The organism is Chthoniobacterales bacterium (genome assembly GCA_018883245.1).
Lineage (GTDB): Bacteria > Verrucomicrobiota > Verrucomicrobiia > Chthoniobacterales > JACTMZ01 > JACTMZ01.
In genome coordinates, this window is sequence record VEQL01000004.1 from 114,841 (window position 1) to 133,667 (window position 18,827).

Annotated in this window: 14 protein-coding genes, 2 tRNA genes and 2 rRNA genes; 16 read left to right on the plus strand and 2 right to left on the minus strand. The window is 60.6% G+C overall.

All coding sequences use genetic code 11. From position 1 onward, the window contains the following. Positions 1-41: 41 nt before the first annotated feature. From gspG to FGM15_02755, 12 genes are all read left to right on the plus strand, one after another. The gene (gspG, locus tag FGM15_02700) at positions 42-464 is read left to right on the plus strand and encodes a type II secretion system protein GspG (GenBank protein MBU3664778.1); all 423 of its coding nucleotides are present in this window, start codon (positions 42-44) and stop codon (positions 462-464) included. 18 nt (positions 465-482) lie between these two features. Beyond that, the gene (locus FGM15_02705; protein ID MBU3664779.1) at positions 483-971 is read left to right on the plus strand and encodes a prepilin-type N-terminal cleavage/methylation domain-containing protein; all 489 of its coding nucleotides are present in this window, start codon (positions 483-485) and stop codon (positions 969-971) included. After that, complete coding sequence (locus FGM15_02710) at positions 842-1,348, plus strand: type II secretion system protein (GenBank protein MBU3664780.1); 507 nt, start codon at positions 842-844, stop codon at positions 1,346-1,348. Before FGM15_02705 ends, FGM15_02710 begins: the two co-directional genes overlap by 130 nt. Further along, positions 1,345-2,034, plus strand: a complete 690-nt coding sequence (locus tag FGM15_02715; protein MBU3664781.1) for a prepilin-type N-terminal cleavage/methylation domain-containing protein — start codon at positions 1,345-1,347, stop codon at positions 2,032-2,034. Before FGM15_02710 ends, FGM15_02715 begins: the two co-directional genes overlap by 4 nt. After that, positions 1,755-2,966 (plus strand): general secretion pathway protein GspK, encoded by a 1,212-nt coding sequence (locus FGM15_02720; protein MBU3664782.1) that lies wholly within the window; start codon positions 1,755-1,757, stop codon positions 2,964-2,966. Before FGM15_02715 ends, FGM15_02720 begins: the two co-directional genes overlap by 280 nt. A gap of 92 nt (positions 2,967-3,058) precedes the next feature. Next, the gene (locus FGM15_02725) at positions 3,059-4,231 is read left to right on the plus strand and encodes a hypothetical protein (protein MBU3664783.1); all 1,173 of its coding nucleotides are present in this window, start codon (positions 3,059-3,061) and stop codon (positions 4,229-4,231) included. Beyond that, a complete protein-coding gene (locus FGM15_02730; GenBank protein ID MBU3664784.1) occupies positions 4,212-4,757 on the plus strand; it encodes a hypothetical protein in 546 nt (181 codons plus the stop codon). The genes FGM15_02725 and FGM15_02730 overlap by 20 nt, the downstream gene beginning before the upstream one ends. Continuing rightward, positions 4,754-5,575, plus strand: coding sequence for a hypothetical protein (locus tag FGM15_02735; GenBank protein MBU3664785.1), 822 nt, complete (start codon positions 4,754-4,756; stop codon positions 5,573-5,575). Before FGM15_02730 ends, FGM15_02735 begins: the two co-directional genes overlap by 4 nt. 31 nt (positions 5,576-5,606) lie before the next feature. Beyond that, positions 5,607-8,177: a hypothetical protein gene (locus FGM15_02740; protein MBU3664786.1), complete on the plus strand. Its 2,571-nt coding sequence runs from the start codon at positions 5,607-5,609 to the stop codon at positions 8,175-8,177. Positions 8,178-8,192: 15 nt separating this feature from the next. Further along, positions 8,193-9,911 carry a type II/IV secretion system protein gene (locus tag FGM15_02745; protein ID MBU3664787.1) on the plus strand — a complete coding sequence of 573 codons (1,719 nt, stop codon included), beginning with the start codon at positions 8,193-8,195 and terminating at the stop codon, positions 9,909-9,911. A gap of 5 nt (positions 9,912-9,916) precedes the next feature. After that, positions 9,917-11,143: a type II secretion system F family protein gene (locus tag FGM15_02750; protein MBU3664788.1), complete on the plus strand. Its 1,227-nt coding sequence runs from the start codon at positions 9,917-9,919 to the stop codon at positions 11,141-11,143. A 41-nt stretch (positions 11,144-11,184) separates the two neighbouring features. Further along, positions 11,185-12,075, plus strand: coding sequence for a L,D-transpeptidase (locus tag FGM15_02755; protein MBU3664789.1), 891 nt, complete (start codon positions 11,185-11,187; stop codon positions 12,073-12,075). 17 nt (positions 12,076-12,092) lie between these two features. Here FGM15_02755 and FGM15_02760 read toward each other — a convergent pair whose 3' ends face one another. Further along, a complete protein-coding gene (locus FGM15_02760) occupies positions 12,093-13,583 on the minus strand; it encodes an NAD(P)H-hydrate dehydratase (GenBank protein MBU3664790.1) in 1,491 nt (496 codons plus the stop codon). A gap of 9 nt (positions 13,584-13,592) precedes the next feature. Then, complete coding sequence (gene pgsA, locus FGM15_02765; GenBank protein ID MBU3664791.1) at positions 13,593-14,180, minus strand: CDP-diacylglycerol--glycerol-3-phosphate 3-phosphatidyltransferase; 588 nt, start codon at positions 14,178-14,180, stop codon at positions 13,593-13,595. A gap of 496 nt (positions 14,181-14,676) precedes the next feature. Here pgsA and FGM15_02770 point away from each other — a divergent pair. The 4 genes from FGM15_02770 to FGM15_02785 form a co-directional block, all read left to right on the plus strand. After that, positions 14,677-16,247 (plus strand): 16S ribosomal RNA (locus FGM15_02770). 178 nt (positions 16,248-16,425) lie between these two features. Then, positions 16,426-16,498: transfer RNA gene (locus FGM15_02775), tRNA-Ala, on the plus strand. Positions 16,499-16,671: 173 nt separating this feature from the next. Further along, positions 16,672-16,745, plus strand: a tRNA-Ile gene (locus FGM15_02780). 162 nt (positions 16,746-16,907) lie between these two features. After that, positions 16,908-18,827, plus strand: a 23S ribosomal RNA gene (locus FGM15_02785); the annotation flags it as partial.

The window sequence follows — 18,827 nt, forward strand, 5'->3', positions numbered from 1 at the left end:
CTGTTTTGACAACGGGGGCGGCGACCGCCATCTTTTCTCCAATGTCACCGTCCATCCGCCGCCTGCGGCGCGCCCATACCGCCGCTTACACTTTGTTCGAGATCATGCTCGTGCTGGGCATCATCGCGGTCCTTGTCGGATCGGCGATTTTCATGCTCGGCGGTGCGGTCGGCGTCGCCGAGGACCAACGCGCTGCGACCGATATAAAGACCCTCTCCACGGCACTCGGCATGTATAAAGTGCAGAACGGGTTTCTTCCGACGACCGAGCAAGGCTTGGAGGCGCTCGTGACGCGCCCGGCCAACGCGAAACGCTGGCGGCAGATCCTCGACGAACTTCCCAAGGATCCTTGGGGCAACCCGTATCAATACAAAAGGCCGGGCAAGAAAAACACGCGGGGCTTCGACCTCTACTCGTTGGGCGAGGACGGCGTGGAAAGCGAGGACGACATCGGCAACGATTAGCGCCCCGCTTCCGCTGTCATGACCAGGATCCGAGTGCCGGGCGCGAAGGCCCGTCGCGCTTACACGCTTCTCGAGATCCTCTTGGTTTTGGCGCTCATCGCCCTGCTGATGGGCGCGGCGGTTCCCTTGGTCTCGGGTTTTTCGCGCGAGCAAAAGCTCCGCGACGTGGTGCGCGAACTTCTCATCATGGCCAAAACGGCGCGCACCGATGCCGCGACCACGGGCCACCCTTCCGAGGTGATCTTCGGCAAAAAGGCCTTCGCCCTGCGCCGCTCCGGCGAAAAGGAACCAAGCCTGACGTCCCCCCTGCCTTCGGGAATGTCTTATACCCTGCGCGCGTTCGGGGCGGAAAAACCGCTCAAACCGGACGGCCAGCGCTGGGTCTTCCAGCCGAGCGGTCTGTGCGAGCCGATCACCGTCCGCGTGGCGGATGGCGAGGCGTGGATGGAAGTGCGCTTCGATCCGCTCACCGCCGGCATCGCCGAGGAAAGTTTTTACGCACCGTGAAAAAATCCGGCTTCACACTTTTCGAAATACTCATCGCGCTGGCCATGTTTTCGCTGGCCCTTGGCGGGCTCGCCATCGCCCTCGACCGCATCGTGGAGGCCAATGCCTTGCTGCGCAGTGAAGCCGGGATGCGGCAGCAACTCGAATCGCTGCTCGACCAAGCCATGGCCCTGCCCATCGAAACGCTCGCCGAGGGTCGCGAGACAGGCCCGGATGCCATGGGCGTGAAATATTCCGTCAGTGCGGAACAGGCGGAAATCCGCGACAAAAACGATGCGGTGTTGCCCGGTCTGTGGTGGATCACGGTTCGCGCGGAGTGGACCGACGGCAACGAAAAGCAGGAGCGGGAAGAAAAGTTCCTGCGCTATCAGCCATGAGGAAGCAGCGCAGACATCCCGGCGCATTCACCCTTTTCGAAATGATGGTGGTGATCGCCATCTTCGTCCTGCTTGCGGGCGGCATCTATTCGATCGTCGATGTTTCCGTGCGCGCGACGGCCGCGCTCACCGACGACAGTCTGCAATCGCAGCGCCTCGATGCATTCATTTCGCTGCTGCGGCGCACGTTCCACAATCTCCCCGCAACGGCGCGATTGACCGGAGGTGTTCGCGTGCAGGACGGCGACGGCTCGGCGGAAATCGTCCTGCGCGATGCGCCGGGGATTTTCGCTTGGGGATCGGTGGCACCCTCGGCCGGTGCGGCCGTGATCTCCGCGCGTCCGCGCCTCGGAGGTGGCCGCGGCATCGGCCTTCTTCTGGTCCCGGGCAACCCGACCGAAATGGAATGGAAGGCCTCGCTGGAAAAGGGTCCTTGGTTGCCGCTGCTGCCCGACCTTCGCTCGGTCTCGTGGAGATTCTACAGCGCCTCCTTGCAGGATTGGGTCGAAGAATGGACGGCCGAGGGCGAGAGACCGCCTCTTGTCGAATTGACCTTCCAGTTTTTAGGGGAGGAGGTCCCGCGCACTTACACCTTCTGGCTGCCGCCGGTCAAAGAAGCTTCCGCGGCTCCTGCGCAGCCGGAGCCGACGCCGGAGCAGCCATCGCAGGACGCTCCGCAGCCATGATTGCCGCCCCGTCCAAACACCGGATTCGCGGCGCGGCCCTCATGCTCGTCCTATGGGCCATCGCGGTGGTCGGTTTTGCCGTCGTCTGGTTGGCCGGCATCGTCGGCACGGAACTGGAAACCGGCGCGATGGATTCATCAGGCCTCCGCGCGCGGCAGATTGCGGTGAGCGGAGTGGCGATCGGCTTGCACCCGCAAGTCAAACCGGAAGACACGGAGCTGCTCAACCGCGACTTCGGTGGTGGCGAAAAAATGCAGGTTCGCATCCGCGGCGAAGGCGGCAGGCTGAACATCAACAAACTTCTCGAGCAGCGCGACCGCAATACGCTCAAAAACCTTTTCGCACTCTGGGGCATGGATCCCGATGAAGCCGACCGCCTCATCGACAAACTCATCGACTGGGTGGACGACGATGCGGGACGCGGGCTCAACGGCGCGGAGCAGGCGGAATACGAGGCGGCGGGCATTCCCGATGCGCCGTCCAACCGCCCTTTCCGCTCGGTGCGTGAAATGGAACGAGTGCTCGGGATGGATGCAGTTGCCGCTGCGAAACCCGATTGGCAGGATTTCTTCACCATCTTCGGCGAGGGGCTCGTGGATGTGAACGAAGCGTCCTCCGAAGTCATCCAAGCCGCCACCGGCATACCCCCCGAAGCCGCTGCTGCTCTCGTGAGATACCGCGCGGGCGAGGACGGCGTGGAACCCTCCGAGGACGACTTCAAATTCGAAGATCCCCAGCAATGGGCCGGATGGTTGCAGGGGTCGCGCGTGCCGGCGGACGAGGTGTCTGCGCGCCTCACCACCGAAAGCAAAGTCAAAAGAATTGATAGCCGCGGTATCGTGGGCGACCGTGAAGTGGTCATCTCCGTGGTCGCCGCGCAAGCTGGCGAGAGCGGGGGAGAGACGGCCTATTTGCTATGGGAGGAAAAATAAAATCCGCGCGCCAGCCCCGGCAAGGTGCCATCTTCCGTGTCTCGTCTTCGGGTTGGCAAAAATGGGAAGCGGACGAAACAGGATCATGGACGATGACCGGCGAAGCCCCCGATCTTGCCGCGCTCTCGCCCGCGGCAGGTGCACTCATCGCCATCCCGGTGCGGCGTGTTTTCTCGCTCAGCTTCTGGGCGCCTTCCGGAGATCCTGCGATCTTTCCGGACCTCGTTTTCACACAGCTCGAGCTGCGCGGACTGGCGGGGCGTTCGCGTGATGAGACAGCGTTTGCGTGGTCGCAAGTTGCCGCCTCCGGCGACGAGGCTTTGCTGCATGCCGTGGTGCTTCCGGCGCATCTCGCGCCCGGCTGCTGGCATGGCGAAGCCACCGAATACGCCGTGTCCCCCGGTTGTCTTCCGCTCCCGGCCGACTCCGTCACCGTGTGGAAAGAGGAAGGCGTTTGGGTCGCCGCCGTCACTCGGGGAGATCATGTTGTCCACTTCCAGTCGCTCACCTCGCCTCAGCCCTCCGGCGCGATGGCTCTCGAAGTCTGGACGATGGTTGCATCGCTCGAGGCCGGGGGAATGACCGCTGCAGTGCGCGGTGTCCGATTGCTCTACGAAGGCGGGCGTCCCGATCTGCGGGACTGGCCTTCGGGCGGATTTCTCCCGGTCGAGTTGGCCGAGTTGCCGCCGCCGGTCCGTCCATCGGAGCCTCTCAAGTGCATACCGCTTCCGGTCCGCGATGCGCAGCAGGCGAAAAAAGCCGCCGCCCGCACGCGCAAGATCGTTCTTGCTGCGGCCGCGGCTTATTTTGTTCTTATGCTGGCATTGGTCGCCGACATGTTCTGGCTGCAATGGCGCGCGCGTTCGCTCCGCGCGTCGATAGATCGCGAGGCCGGCGACGTGGCGGCAGTGCAGGCCGCGATGGACCGCTGGGATTCTTTGCTCACGGCGATCGACCGCTCGCGTTACCCGCTGGAGATTCTTTACCAGGTGGTGCGCCTTTTGCCGGAAGACGGCGTGCGATTGGTTTCCTTCAACATGGACCTCGACCGTGTCTCGATCGCCGGCGAAGCATCGCAAATCCAGCAAGCACAGAAATTCCAGGAGGACGTGAGCAAAAGCCCCGAGCTGGCGGAACTTTACAGGTGGGACGCCCAGCAGCCGAAACTGATCGGCACCGGGAGCGCAAGATTCCAAGTGGATGGCGTGCGCGCGGATTTCGAAGGCGAAGCGCAGGAGCAGACGAATGAGAGCACTGACTTCTAAAGAAAAGAAACTGCTCGCCGGCCTTCTCGCGGTGCTGTTCGTCATGATCAACCTCGCGGGTCTGCGGGTGTTTCTTTCGCGGCACAGCGCGCTGAAAAAGGACATATCCGACCTCGAGATGCAGGCGGCCGCCGGGCAGGCCCTGCTTGCGGAGCGCACGCTTTGGGAGAAGAGGGCCGGTTGGCTCGATGCCAACCAGCCGGAGGACGACGTCACAACCACCGAGGACAACGGGAAATTTTACGATTTTGTCAAAAGCAGCGCGACCAAGCACAGGCTGCAGTTCACGCAAAAGGAAAGCGGCGATTCCCGGCTTGGCCGGGATGATTCGATCGCGGAAGTTTTCTACAGCGCGCAGGTTAAGGGAAAAATGGAAGACTTGGTGAAGTGGATGCACGAGTTGCAGGACGCCAAACAATTCCGCGTGATCAAGCAGATCGCGATCAAAAGCGGCGAGCCGCCCGAAATGATCTGCGACATCGTCGTGGCGCGCTGGTATCGCGCAAAAGAGGAGGCCCGACCGTGAGACTGCCGCTGACAGTCGCGTGTGCCGCCGGCTTTCTTTTGGCGCACGAAGTCATTGCTTCCGATCCTGCCAGTTCGGGTGAGATGCTCGTCGTTCCGCCTGCGGAACCGCGCCCGGAATCACGCGGTCACTCACGCGTGCCTGCCGATTTGCCGGCGACCGGTCCCGAAGCATCTCCGCCGCCCGCCGCGAGCGGCACCCAAGGAGAGGAGGAGGCGAATTCGCAGGATGCCGATTTGCCTGCGCCGGCATTTGCCCTGTCGCGTTACACGCCCGTCTGGGAGCGCTCGCCTTTCCAAGTCGAGTCCGTTGCGCCGCCCCCGGAATCTGCCGCGCTGAGCCAGAGCTACGCGCTCACCGGAATCGCACAGATCAACGGCGATCCGATTATTTTCGTCCTCGAGCGCGCCACGAATTTGCGTCACATGATCGACAAGAAGAAAGGCGCGAACGACTTGTCACTCGTCCAAGTGGACATCCAAAAAGAATATGCGAAGTCCACCGCGACCATCCGCAAGGGATCCGAGGTTGGTGTCATACAATTCGATGCTTTGGCCGCGGGTGCGGCGATGCCCCCGGCCGGCATGATGCAGGCACCTGTGCCGGTGAATTTGCGCCCGGGTGTTCCTGTGCCCGTGCCCGCCATCCCTGTCGCGCCGCAAGCGCAAGCGCGGCCCGCGCCCGGTGTTGTTCCCGCTGTTCCCGGACCGGCTGTCCCCGGGAATCAGCAAGTCCAGCCGGCCCCGGGCTCCGGCCAGCAGGAAGCGCCACCACCGCGGGTCATACGTCGCAGGGCCATCGTGCCAGCCGCTCCTTGAGCACGGCCTATTATCTGCTTTAATTCCCGGGATGAGGCGTTCGTTTCCCGAGTTGCCGCTTGGCTCTTGCGCTCTTGCGCTCCTGCTCGGCCTGTCGCTCTCTGTCGGATCATGGGCCCAGAACCCGCCGATGCCGCAAGCTCCTGCGCCTGCTAGCAATCAAACGCCGGGTCAAGAGGAGCCGTTGCCTGCGGCCCCCGCAACGCTCGAACCTCCCATTGCCGCTCCCGCGCCTGCGCCGTCATCTGCTCCCGCGCCGGCCAGCACGGTTCCCGCATCTCCGGAACCCACGGTGCGTCTCACCTTTCCCAATACTTCGGTCAACGAGATCCTCAGCCTTTACGAGGTGCTCACCGACAAGCGTCTCATCCGCGACTCCGCTCTGGCCACGCAAGCGACTCCCCTGACCATTGTCGTTCCGGGTGAGGTGCCGCGCAGCGAAGCCATCCGCCTGATCGAGGCCTCTTTGTTGCTCAACGGTTATTCGTTCGTCCCCGTCGATGAAAAAACGGTCAAGGTCCTCAGTTTGCAGAGCGGCAAAGGACCGAAATCCGAAGGCATACCGATTTATTCCACACCTTACATGCTGCCTGAAACCGAGCAGGTGGTGAGTTATTTCATGAAACTCAGCTACTTGGCGCCGCAGGAAGCCGTGAATTTGTTCCAGACGTTCGTTGTGCCGCCGAAGCCCTACACTTCTTTCACCATGGTGCCGAACGTGCAGGCCGTTCTCATCACGGAAAATGTCCCGGTAATCCAGAAACTCATCGCCCTGCAAGCCATGGTGGATGTCCCTCCGGCCCAGGTCATCACCGAGTTCATCACGCTCAAACGCGCCGATGCGGAAAAGGTCGCCGAGACGCTGCAAACGCTCATCGACGCGCGCAAAGAAGGCGCACCCAAGCCGTCCGCCCCCGGTCAACCGGGCCAGCCCGCCCAACCCCAAGTCGATGCGCAAGGCCAAGTCGTGCCGGTTTCCCTCGGGACCGCCAGCGGGGGACAATTCGAATCCAACCTTGTCATCGGTGAGACCCAGATCGTGGCCGACCCGCGCACCAACCGCATTCTCGTCGTCACGCGTCCGATCAATTTTCCCTACATCAAGCAACTCATCGAACAACTCGACGCACCCGTCCCGCTCGATACCGTGCTCGAGCGTCCGCTCAAGTATGTTTCGTCCTCCGATGTCCTTCCCGTTCTCAGCGATCTGCTCAGCGAGGGCGAGGAAACAACCGGCGCGGGAGGCACCGGAGCGCGCGGTCAGGGCACGGGGGGAGCCACGATCGAGGGCGGTTCGCAATTCGGCCAGGGCAACTCGTCTGACGGATTGGGTGGCACGTCGGGCCTCAACAGACCGGACCGCATCAAGGAACCGACCGCCGACGTCGCGCCCGAGTCGGTCATTATCGGAAAAACGAAGATCATCGCCGACAAAAGCGCCAACTCGATCATCGCGATCGGGCCGCCCGACAGCCGCCAAAAAGTGGCGCAACTCCTCGACATGCTCGATGTGCGTCCCAGGCAGGTTTATCTGGCTGCTGTCATAGGACAACTCCAGCTCACCGACGACATGGAGTTCGGGTTCAGCTATTTCCTGCGCTACAAGGGTGCGGACGGTTCGGGTGCGGCCGCATCTTTGCTCAATCCGCTTTCCGCGAATTCCGACGGCGGTTTGAGTATCTTCGGCGGCTCGAACGGCATCATCCCCTCGAACCTCATCAACCCGACGAAGTTTCCCAATCTGTCGGGCCTGACCGTTTACGGCACCATCGCGGACTCCGTCGATATCTACGCGCGCGCTCTGGAAAAAACTGGACGCTTCAAAATCCTTTCGCGGCCTGTCGTTTACACCACCAACAACAAGAAGGCCGTGATCAGTTCGGGCGAGCAAGTTCCGTTCACGAGCAGCACGCTCACGTCGACTTCGATCACCGGCACCGCGATCAACCAATCCGCCGGCATCACGGCCAACATCACCTACAAGGATGTGCTCCTCAAACTCGAGGTTGTTCCGCTCATCAACGCCAACAAGGACGTCACGCTCGTCATCGCCCAATCCAACAGCAACATCGTTCGTTACGAGGATTTCGGCGGCGGCAATCGCGCCCCCATCGTCAGCGCGCAGGAACTCACCACCACCGTCACGGTCCCGAACGGAAGCACGGTTGTCCTCGGCGGCCTCATCATCGAGGACACGCAGGCCAACGACTCCGGCCTTCCTTTCCTCATGCGCATCCCCGTCCTCGGCTATCTTTTCAAGCAGACCGCTCGCAATGTGAAGCGCTCCGAGTTGCTCGTGCTTCTGCAGCCGACCGTGGTCGAGAACGATGCCGAACTTGCGCGCGCCAGCGAAGAGGAGCGCTACCGCACCAAAGTGGGCGACGATATTTATTCCGGTGCCAACGCATGGGAACTCGGACGCACCCCCGTGATGGCCAACTCGCCGCAACTCGAGCCGGACTCGCAGATCCGCAAGCCGCGCGATCCGCTCCGCCCGGCCGGCATCGACTACCAGGAATACGCGCCCGAACCGACTCCGAAACCGACGCCAAAACCGACTCCGACCCCGAAGCCGAAAAAGAAGCAACGGTCGTCCCAGTAGGGAGGGCGCAAGCGCATGGCTCTGATCCCCGAGTTGGTTGAAATGGCCGCGCGGCACGGTGCTACCGACCGCGAGAAAGTGGCCGCATCCCTCCAAGACGCGGCGCGCAATCAAAACTCCCTCCTGCGCGCCCTGCTCGACAGCACCGAAGTCGACGAGACCGGTCTTTACCGCGAGATAGCGGAAAAGTTCCGTCTTCCGTGGGGCGGCGCCCGCATCGCGCAGGCCTCGCCCGAACTTCGGTCCAAACTTCCTGCGCGCATCGCGCTGCGCTACCAGCTTCTGCCCGTGGCCTCGGAGGACGATGAGATCACGCTTTTAACCTACGATCCGTTCGATCTGCTTGCCCGTCAGGCGGTGGCCGAGGCCGTGCCACAGCGCGTGCGCTACGAGCTTTACTCGCGCAAGGGGATCCTGCCCGCGCTGCGTCAGGTTTACGGCATCGGCGCGGAGACATTCGAGGAACTGCTCGAGGGGCGCGGGCTGGAAGAAGACATCGATCTCGGACGCGGAGAGGAAGTGAACGTGCTCGACGAGGACGAGTCGGAGGAAGCATCGGTCAAAAAATTCATCAACCAGATCATCCGGGAGGCGCTGCGCGAGCGTGCGACCGACATCCACGTCGAACCGCTGGCCGAAGATCTCCGCGTGCGCTACCGCATCGACGGCGTGCTGCAGGAGGTTCCGGTTCCCGCGCAGATGCGCAAGCTGCAGCGGTCGGTGATCAACATCCTCAAGCTCACCGCCGGTCTCGACCTCGGCGAAGACCGGCGTCCGCAGGACGGCCGAATCAGCCTCGAACTGGGCGGTCAGCCCATCGACGTGCGCGTCGCGTCGATCCCGACGATCAATGGCGAGAGCATCAGCCTCCGCTTGCTCGGCAAAGAAGTCTTCAGCCTCGAGCGCCTCGGGCTCGACGAGGATTACGCGGCCAAAGTGAAAGAGCTTCTCGCCATGCCCAACGGCATCGTCCTCGTCACCGGACCCACCGGCTGCGGCAAATCGACGACGCTTTACACTTTTCTCTCGGGCCTCAACACGAAGGAGCGCCGCATTCTCACCATCGAAGATCCCGTCGAGCACAAATTGGCCGGGGTCAACCAGAGCGCCGTTCAGCCGGAGATCGGCAACACTTTCGCCAACCTCCTGCGCAGTTTCCTGCGTGGCGATCCGAACGTCATCATGGTCGGCGAGATGCGCGACTACGAAACCGCGGAGATCGCGATCCGCGCCGCGCTCACGGGGCACTTGGTCTTCAGCACACTGCACACCAACGACGCGGTGGGCGGCATCACGCGGTTGCTGGACATGAACGTCGAGCCGTTCCTCGTGGCCAGCGCGGTGCGTGCCTTTATCGCGCAGCGCCTTGTGCGCAAACTCTGCCCGGTATGCAAGGCACCCGCGCAGCCCGGCGATTACGCGCCGGCTTACCTGCGCAGCATCGGTTTTCCCCCGGAGAACGACGGGCGCATCATGCGCGCCGTCGGCTGCGAAAGCTGCCGCAACTCCGGATACGAGGGTCGCCTGGCCATCATGGAAATCTGCATGGTCACGCCCAAGCTGCAGGAGATGATCACCCAGCGGCGGCCCGCTTCCGAGTTGCGCCCGGCCGCCGAGAAAGAAGGCATGCGTCCCCTTCGCAAATACGGCTTCGACAAAGTGGCGGGCGGAATCACCACGATCGAGGAGGTCATGCGCGTCACCACTTCCGACCTCAACGCGCTCGACGAGTAGCCCCCATGCCGCACTTTGTATACCAGGCACTGCAGGCCGGCGGCGGAAAGGTTTCCGGCGAACTCGAGGCGACCAGCCGCCAGGACGCCTTCGCCAAGCTGAAACAAAGAAACCTGCAGGCGTTTTCTCTCGCGGCCAAAGGAGCGGAGGCGAGCTCAGCCAAGGAGACGACGGCTGCATCCGGCGAAAATGTGCTGACGCGCGCCCAAGTGCTGCTCTTCACTGAGGAGCTTTGCGAGCTGCTCGAGGCGGGACTCAAGCTCGACCGCGCATTGCAGGTCATCGAACAGCGGCAGGACAAATCGCCCCTGCGCCATGTCGCGGCCAGTGCGCGCCAGTCGCTGCGCGAAGGCGCCACGTTTTCAGCCGCGCTCAAAAAGGCCAGCCCCAGCTTTTCCGAGCTTTATTGCAACATGGTCAAGGCGGGCGAGGTCAGCGGGACAGTGTCCAAGATCCTCAAGCGCCAGGTGGAGTTTCTCACCATGATGGGCGACCTCCAGCGCCGCGTGACGAGCGCCCTCATCTACCCGTCGGTTATTTTCACCGCGGGCATCGCCCTTCTTGTCATCTTCATGACCTTCCTGCTTCCGCAGCTCACCTCGCTGCTGATGAAAACCGGAAAAACGCTGCCGCTGGCCACGCGGATGCTCGTCGCTTTCAGCGGGTTCATCGGCGCTTGGTGGTGGGTCATCCTGATCACGCTGGTGGCCGGCGCGCTCGCTTTCCGCCATTTCACCAGCAAGGGCGAAGGGCGCGCCTGGTGGGACCGCGCGAAACTTCAGCTGCCGGTTTTCGGGCCGCTCCTGCGCATGCGGTTCTACGCGCAGTTCACCCAGACGCTATCGACACTGCTCAACAACGACGTTTCGCTCATGCAGTCGATGCAGCTCATTCGCAATGCCACCCCGAATGTGTATCTCCAGGATCTTCTCGAGCGCATCGCTGCCAACGTGCAGGACGGATCGCAGCTTTCCCGCGCCATCCAGCGGACAGCGTTTTTTCCGCCGACCCTCGTGGACATTATCCAAGTGGGTGAAACCACCGGCGACCTCGGCGCGGCCCTCGAGCGCAGCGCGAAAAGCTACGACAAGCAGTTGTCCATCGTCATCGAGCGCGTCACGGCCCTCATCCAGCCGGCGGTCATCCTCATGGTCGCCCTGTTCGTCGGTCTGGTTGCGTATTCGATGATCACCGGCATCCTGCAAACCGTGCAGGGGCTCCCGAAACACTGACGGTTGTTTTTTCGGCCGCGCGGGATAATCTGCACTTCCCGATGCCGCTGCACACCTCCCGGCGACCGCACCGCATTTCCGCGGGCAGAACCTGCCTTTTTATCGCCATGGCGTTGGCGTGCTCGGGTTGCACCGCAATGCGGGATTTCCAAGAGCGCTGGCAGATTTCGGCGGAAAGAAAACTCAGCACCGGAAAACTGGCGCGATACAAGGCGCAGCACGCGGCTTTCCGCTCGCAACCGGGATGGCGCAAGCTGACCTACCGGCAGCCGGACCTCATGGCCAATGCAAAGTCGGACAACACGTCGGTGGAAATTTCCCTGCGGGAGCAACGCGGCCTCCTGCTTGTCGATGGCGCGATCGCCATGGACTTCCCCGTGGCCACCGGAAAATCAAGTCATCCCACGCCGAAAGGTTCCTACAAAATCGTCGAGAAAAAAGAAGACCACTGCTCGAACCTCTACGGACGCATTGTTTCCGCGAGCGGCGACACCGTGGTCTCCGATGCGGACACGCGCGACGACGCCATACCCGAGGGCGGAAGCTTCGTCGGTGCGCGCATGCCCTATTGGATGCGTATCAGTCCGGCCGGTATCGGCATGCACGTGGGCCATGTCCCCGGCTCTCGGCCGGCTTCGCACGGATGTATCCGGCTCAAGAAAGATACGGCCGTCGAGTTGTTCGGCATACTCGGCCTGGGAACTCCTGTTGCCGTGGCTTCCTTCGCGCCCGTGCTAGGTGGTCCGGTCGGACACGAGAGCGTGGTGATCGGCGAGGTGGCGGAAAAACCCGAGCGTCCGCACCGCAAACCGAAACCCGTCGCTACACCTGCCCCGGCAACGGAGGCTGCTCCGGCGGAAGTAGCTGCCACCCCACCGTCCACGCCGACGGTGCCTTCGCAGTCAACGCCCGCACCCTCGCCGGCAAACTGACCTCGCCGCGGCCTCCGCTAAAAATCTCCCGCGCGCAACGACTCAAACGCGCGCCCGAGATGTGACAACACATCGGTCGGCGTGAGCGACTCGACGGATGCTCCGCCTCTTGTCACCGCAATTTCCGCCGCACGGCCGCTCACCCATGCTCCGATGGATGCCGCCCAATACGTGTCGGCTCCCTGTCCCAAAAGCGCCGCGCAGATCCCGGTCAGCACATCGCCCATTCCGCCGGTCGCCATCCCGGGATTGCCCGTCGTGTTGTAACGCAAAGCCCGGCCCTTTTCCGCGATGACCGTCCTCGACCCCTTGAGCAGCAGCGTGACCGGGTGCCGTGCCGCGAACTCCTCGGCCGTCTTTGCACGGTCTCCGATCTGTTTTCCCGCGAGCAACCGCTGCATTTCGCCGGGGTGGGGTGTCAACAGTCGCGGACCTTTCACCGAGTCCAGATGCTTCAGTCCCGCGTGCGCGATGATCGTGAGTGCGTCCGCATCGATGACCGAAGGGCATGCCGCCTCGCGCACCACCCGCAAAGTCCGCGCGGCGTGCGCCGTCCCGAGGCCGGGGCCGATCGCCATCGCATCCACCGGAAGTGCCAAAGCGTCGGTGAGGTGCGTGAAGGGGCGCACCATCACTTCGGGGAGCATGGTCGTGGCCAGAAGTTCGTAGTCGTCCGGCAGCGCCGCCAGCGAAACGAGGCCTGCGCCGCCTTTCACCGCGCCCGCACAGCACAGGTGCGCCGCTCCGAGTGTCCCGCGCGATCCGGCCATCAGCATCACGCGCCCGCACATGCCCTTGTTCGTGTCATAAAGGCGCGGCGGCCACGCCTTGCGCAGCAGGGGCGCAGTCAGCAATTCCGCGTGGTTGCCGTGATCCGGCTTGATGAAATCCGGCGAGTCGAGCACGCCCAGCCGTCCCGTATGGTTGATCGCTGCGTCGGCCACCAGACCGGTTTTGGCGAAGCCCGCGGTCGCGGTGAAGTCGGCCTCCACGCACGGTTCTCCCGGCACGCCGGTTTCCGGATCGAGGCCGGAGGGAAAATCCACCGCCACGGTCTTGGCGTCCGCCTCGCGGCGCAGGGTGTTCATTTCCACGGCGAGCGATGCGAGGGGATGCTGCAATTCGCCCCGGGCGCCCAGACCGACCAGCGCGTCCAGTTGCACCAGCGGACCATCCTGCGGCGTCGAAGGCCGGAAAGGGGAAGTCAAGACGGCGGCGCGCAGAAGATCGAATTTGTCGCGGGTCAAAGGCGCGAATTCATCGCGCGAGAAAGGTGTGCGCACCAGCACCCGCCAGCCGGCTGCGGACAAGTGGCGCGCGGCGACGAATGCATCCCCGGCGTTGTGGCCCTTGCCCGCATAGCAAACCAGAAGCCCCGGTCGCGGGAAAAACTGCATGACAAAGCGCGCAAGCTTCGCGCCCACGCCTTCCATCAGCACGTCGGCCGTGATGCCGCGGGCAAACGTCTCCTGCTCGACGTGCTGCATCTGCGCGCGGGTGAGAAGCATGACCCGAGACTATCGGCCGCCGCTGCGGATGACCACGCTCCAATGCGCACGCGCGTAGCGCCAGCCGGAGTAAATGGAGAGCAGAACGCTGGCCGCGACGAGAAATTTTCCAGTCAGCGCAACCCATGCCGGCCACGGCAAATCCGGTGTATGGCCGGTGAATTCTCCCACCGCATCCCTCAGGAGAAAAAATCCGATCATGACCATCTGCGATGCGGTCTTGGTTTTTCCCGCAGGGTCCGCGGCCAGCACTGTGCCGTTCGAGAGCGCAAGTTGGCGCAGTCCCGTAATAAGAAAGTCGCGCGAAATCAGAATGATCGCCGCCCACGCCGGGATATCCTGCGACCACGTGAGACAAACAAGCGCTGCAGCGATCAGGACTTTGTCGGCCAGCGGATCCATCAGGCGGCCGAAATCGGTCTCGCACCGCCATCGACGGGCCAGCACGCCGTCGAGGTAATCGGACAAAACTGCCAAGGCAAACGCCGCGGCTGCGATCGTGGATGCCCATGCCATTCCGGATTCGCGCGCTGCCACGAATACCGCAGTGAGAAGAAGGCGCAAAACGGTGAGCTGATTCGGAACGGTCACGAACATGCAAAATGGCAAACGGCGGCGCGTTGGGCAAGGTCACCGCGAAAAGACGGATTTTTTTGAACGTCCGTTTGAGGGCGCGGTCTAATGCTTCACAACTTGGAGATCCGGCCCGCAGGGGAGCCTCGAAAAAAAATTTAAGATTTTTTCAAAAAGGCGGTTGACTCTGCGCCATTTTCTGGCAATCTCTCCATCCCCTTTGATGGGGACCGAATCAATCGGTTCGCGTTCTTTCCATCGGCCACGGGGAGCAGCAAGGCCAAAACCTTCCCGCTCGTCGCGTGCCCGGAAAAAGCGCACGAAGATTTTTGAAATCCTGACTCTGAAAGTAAAATCAGAGGGTAACCACAAAAATTGAATTGTGGGTTATCGTCAGCAGTTTTTTATGCGACAAACCGGCCGCAAGGCCGGAAGCCTGCGCGGTTCAGCATCGCGCGGGTGATTTTGTCAGAATTTGGCCGTTCGTCCTTTAGCAGGGCGGGCGTGCCTCAAACTTTCAACGGAGAGTTTGATTCTGGCTCAGAACGAACGCTGGCGGCGTGGATAAGACATGCAAGTCGAACGGGACTTTTTTCTGTAGCAATACAGGAAAAAGTCTAGTGGCGAACGGGTGCGTAACACGTGAGCAACCTGCCGTGAAGTGGGGGATAGCTCGCCGAAAGGCGAATTAATACCGCATGTGGCCAAGGAAGACATCTTCCTGACGCCAAAGCCGGGGCAACCTGGCGCTTCTCGAGGGGCTCGCGGCCTATCAGCTTGTTGGTGAGGTAACGGCTCACCAAGGCTATGACGGGTAGCTGGTCTGAGAGGACGACCAGCCACACTGGAACTGAGACACGGTCCAGACACCTACGGGTGGCAGCAGTCGAGAATTTTTCACAATGGGGGAAACCCTGATGGAGCGACGCCGCGTGGAGGATGAAGGTTTTCGGATTGTAAACTCCTGTCATTAGAGAACAAGGCACACGGTTTAACTGGCCGTGTGTTGATAGTATCTGAAGAGGAAGAGACGGCTAACTCTGTGCCAGCAGCCGCGGTAATACAGAGGTCTCAAGCGTTGTTCGGATTCATTGGGCGTAAAGGGTGCGTAGGTGGCGATGTAAGTCGGGTGTGAAATCTCCAAGCTTAACTTGGAAACTGCACTCGATACTGCGTTGCTCGAGGACTGTAGAGGGCATTGGAATTCACGGTGTAGCAGTGAAATGCGTAGATATCGTGAGGAAGACCAGTGGCGAAGGCGAATGCCTGGGCAGTTCCTGACACTGAGGCACGAAGGCCAGGGGAGCAAACGGGATTAGATACCCCGGTAGTCCTGGCAGTAAACGGTGCACGTTTGGTGTGGGAGGATTCGACCCCTTCCGTGCCGGAGCAAACGCGTTAAACGTGCCGCCTGGGGAGTACGGTCGCAAGATTAAAACTCAAAGAAATTGACGGGGACCCGCACAAGCGGTGGAGTATGTGGCTTAATTCGATGCAACGCGAAGAACCTTACCTGGCCTTGACATGCATCTCTAATCCGGTGAAAGCCGGTGAGTGTAGCAATACACAATTTGCACAGGTGCTGCATGGCTGTCGTCAGCTCGTGTCGTGAGATGTTGGGTTAAGTCCCGCAACGAGCGCAACCCCTGTGAACTGTTGCCATGGAGGCGTGAGCCTCCGGCACTCTGTTCAGACTGCCCTGTTCAACGGGGAGGAAGGTGGGGACGACGTCAAGTCAGTATGGCCCTTACGGCCAGGGCTGCACACGTACTACAATGCCCGACACAGAAGGATCCGAGACCGCGAGGTGGAGGAAATCACTAAAGTCGGGCCCAGTTCGGATTGGAGGCTGCAACTCGCCTCCATGAAGCCGGAATCGCTAGTAATGGCGCATCAGCTACGGCGCCGTGAATACGTTCCCGGGTCTTGTACACACCGCCCGTCACATCATGGGAGTCGTTTGTACCCGAAGTGCGCGCGCCAACCGCAAGGAGGCAGCGCCCTAAGGTATGAGCGGTAACTGGGATGAAGTCGTAACAAGGTAGCCGTAGGGGAACCTGCGGCTGGATCACCTCCTTTCTAAGGAGCAAGACTGTCCGGTTCACGCCGGACATTCAGGTCGATGGCTAAGATTGGAATGCAGTGTATTCCAAATCGCCATGGCCGCGCGAAAGCGCGACCACCTGAGGACGCTTAACCCACAATTCAGTTTTTGTGCTCTGCCCTCGCAAAAAAGAGCAACGATTTCCGGGCGAATACCATTTCACCCGGGGGCATAGCTCAGTTGGTAGAGCGCCAGCTTTGCAAGCTGGATGTCAGGGGTTCGAATCCCCTTGCCTCCACAGGAGGCTTGGACGGATGGACGAAGTCCTGCCTTGGAAAGATCGCAACGCGATCAATCCCCTTGCCTCCTTCAAGAGTTTTAAGTTTGTACAATGAATGTTTTAAGAAAAAGCAACGCAGTCATCTGCAGCGCCTCTTAAAACTTACAAACTTATGCTCTTAAAACTTTACCGGGCCTGTAGCTCAGTTGGTTAGAGCATGCGCTTGATAAGCGCAGGGTCACTGGTTCGAGCCCAGTCAGGCCCACGCCTGACCGGCCGCGACAAACTTAACTTTCAGACGTCGGGATGGACGTCGACGTTCTTTGACATCTGCATAGAGGGTAAACACAACTTCAAAGAGAGTTAGAGAATCTATAGAAATACAGATTCAATTCATTTACGCGCGTCGCAAGACGCGGTAAGAAGATTGATCAAGCTACAAAGAGTGTATGATGGATGCCTTGGTGCCAATAGGCGATGAAGGACGTGGTAAGCTGCGATAAGCCACGGTTAGCGGCAAACACGCTATGACCCGTGGATTTCCGAATGGGGTAACCCGACTGGAGTCATGTCCAGTCCCCGCCGTCTGAATACATAGGACGGTTGGAGCGACACCCGGTGAAGTGAAACATCTCAGTAACCGGAGGAATAGAAAGCGAATGCGATTCCGTAAGTAGTGGCGAGCGAAAGCGGAACAGCCCAAACCGGGAGACTTGTCTCCCGGGGTTGTAGGACCCCGATATGGTAGCTCAGAGATTAGGTGAAGCCGATGGAAACCGGCTCCCCAGAGGGTGAGAGGCCCGTAACCGAAAATCCGAGAGCGCCTAGGGAGTTCCTGAGTAATGCGATGCACGTGAAACTTCGCATGAAACTGTGCCGACCACGGCATAAGGCTAAATACTAATTGGCGACCGATAGTGAACTAGTACCGCGAGGGAAAGGTGAAAAGCACCGCTGCGAGCGGAGTGAAATAGAACCTGAAATCATACATTTACAAGGTGTCAAAGTCTGGCAACGGACGATGGCGTGCCTTTTGCTTAATGAGTCTGCGAGTTATTGTCTGTGGCAAGCCTAAGCCCTTCCGGGGTGGAGGCGAAGCGAAAGCGAGTCCGAAATGGGCGCTCAGTCGCAGGCAGTAGACCCGAAGCCGAGGTGATCTACCCATGGTCAGGATGAAGGTGCAGTAACATGCACTGAAGGTCCGAACAGATGGACGTTGAAAAGTCCCCTGATGAACTGTGGGTAGGAGCGAAAGACTAATCAAACCCGGTGATAGCTGGTTCTCTCCGAAATAGCTTGAGGGCTAGCCTTGTGTGCTGATGTGTGGAGGTAGAGCACTGGATGAACTAGGGGCCATACCCGGCTACCGAATTCAATCAAACTCCGAATGCCACACAATGAAACACAGGAGTCAGACAGTGGGGGATAAGCTTCATTGTCGAAAGGGAAACAACCCAGCCCTGCGGCTAAGGTGCCTAAATAACGTTTAGTGGAAAGGATGTGAGGTTACTTAAACAGTGAGGATGTTGGCTTAGAGGCAGCCACCATTTAAACAGTGCGTAATAGCTGACTCATCGAGTGATCTCGCGCCGAAAATGATTGGCGATAAGCGTTATACCGAAGCCCGGGATGTTCGTGCGGTTCGCCGCGCGGGCGTGGTAGGAGAGCGTTCTTTGTGCGTCGAAGCGGGAGGGTAACCAACCGTGGAGCGCAAAGAAGTGAGGATGCAGACATGAGTAGCGATAAGACAGGTGAAATTCCTGTCCGCCGTAAACCCAAGGTTTCCTGGGGAAGGTTCGTCCTCCCAGGGTTAGTCGGGACCTAAGCTGATGCCGAGAGGCGTAAGCGATGGATAGCAGGTTTAATATTCCTGCACCGGCTGAATTTAAGCCATCAAGGGACGCTTGTGTGGAGTCAGTCTGCCGATCGAAAGTGGCAGTCCGTCGCAAGACGGGACGTGGAGTCTTCGGACAAAGCGGATCTGGTAAAACATGAGCCGAGAAAAGCCTGATGGTGTTCGTTCGGCCGCCCGTACCCTAAACCGACACAGGTGGGTGGGTAGAATATACCAAGGCGCGTGAGTGAAACCTCGTTAAGGAACTCGGCAATCTAGCCCCGTAACTTAGGAATAAGGGGTGCCTGCTTTCGAGCAGGCCGCAGTGAAAGGGGTCAACCGACTGTTTAACAAAAACACAGCACTCTGCCAAGTCGCAAGACCAAGTATAGGGTGTGACACGTGACCAATGCCGAAAGATTACGGTAAGAGGTTAGCCGCAAGGCGAAGCTTCGAGCCCAAGTCCCGGTGAATGTCGGCCGTAACTATAACGGTCCTAAGGTAGCGAAATTC

Excerpts from the sequence above, each read along its gene's own strand:
- FGM15_02730 (MBU3664784.1), top strand. The coding sequence starts at position 4,212 with ATGAGAGCACTGACTTCTAAAGAAAAGAAACTGCTCGCCGGCCTTCTC.
- FGM15_02715 (MBU3664781.1), top strand. The coding sequence starts at position 1,345 with ATGAGGAAGCAGCGCAGACATCCCGGCGCATTCACCCTTTTCGAAATG.
- pgsA (MBU3664791.1), bottom strand. The coding sequence starts at position 14,180 with ATGTTCGTGACCGTTCCGAATCAGCTCACCGTTTTGCGCCTTCTTCTC.
- gspG (MBU3664778.1), top strand. The coding sequence starts at position 42 with ATGTCACCGTCCATCCGCCGCCTGCGGCGCGCCCATACCGCCGCTTAC.
- FGM15_02705 (MBU3664779.1), top strand. The coding sequence starts at position 483 with ATGACCAGGATCCGAGTGCCGGGCGCGAAGGCCCGTCGCGCTTACACG.
- FGM15_02740 (MBU3664786.1), top strand. The coding sequence starts at position 5,607 with ATGAGGCGTTCGTTTCCCGAGTTGCCGCTTGGCTCTTGCGCTCTTGCG.
- FGM15_02760 (MBU3664790.1), bottom strand. The coding sequence starts at position 13,583 with ATGCTTCTCACCCGCGCGCAGATGCAGCACGTCGAGCAGGAGACGTTT.
- FGM15_02720 (MBU3664782.1), top strand. The coding sequence starts at position 1,755 with ATGGAAGGCCTCGCTGGAAAAGGGTCCTTGGTTGCCGCTGCTGCCCGA.
- FGM15_02725 (MBU3664783.1), top strand. The coding sequence starts at position 3,059 with ATGACCGGCGAAGCCCCCGATCTTGCCGCGCTCTCGCCCGCGGCAGGT.
- FGM15_02755 (MBU3664789.1), top strand. The coding sequence starts at position 11,185 with ATGCCGCTGCACACCTCCCGGCGACCGCACCGCATTTCCGCGGGCAGA.
- FGM15_02750 (MBU3664788.1), top strand. The coding sequence starts at position 9,917 with ATGCCGCACTTTGTATACCAGGCACTGCAGGCCGGCGGCGGAAAGGTT.
- FGM15_02745 (MBU3664787.1), top strand. The coding sequence starts at position 8,193 with ATGGCTCTGATCCCCGAGTTGGTTGAAATGGCCGCGCGGCACGGTGCT.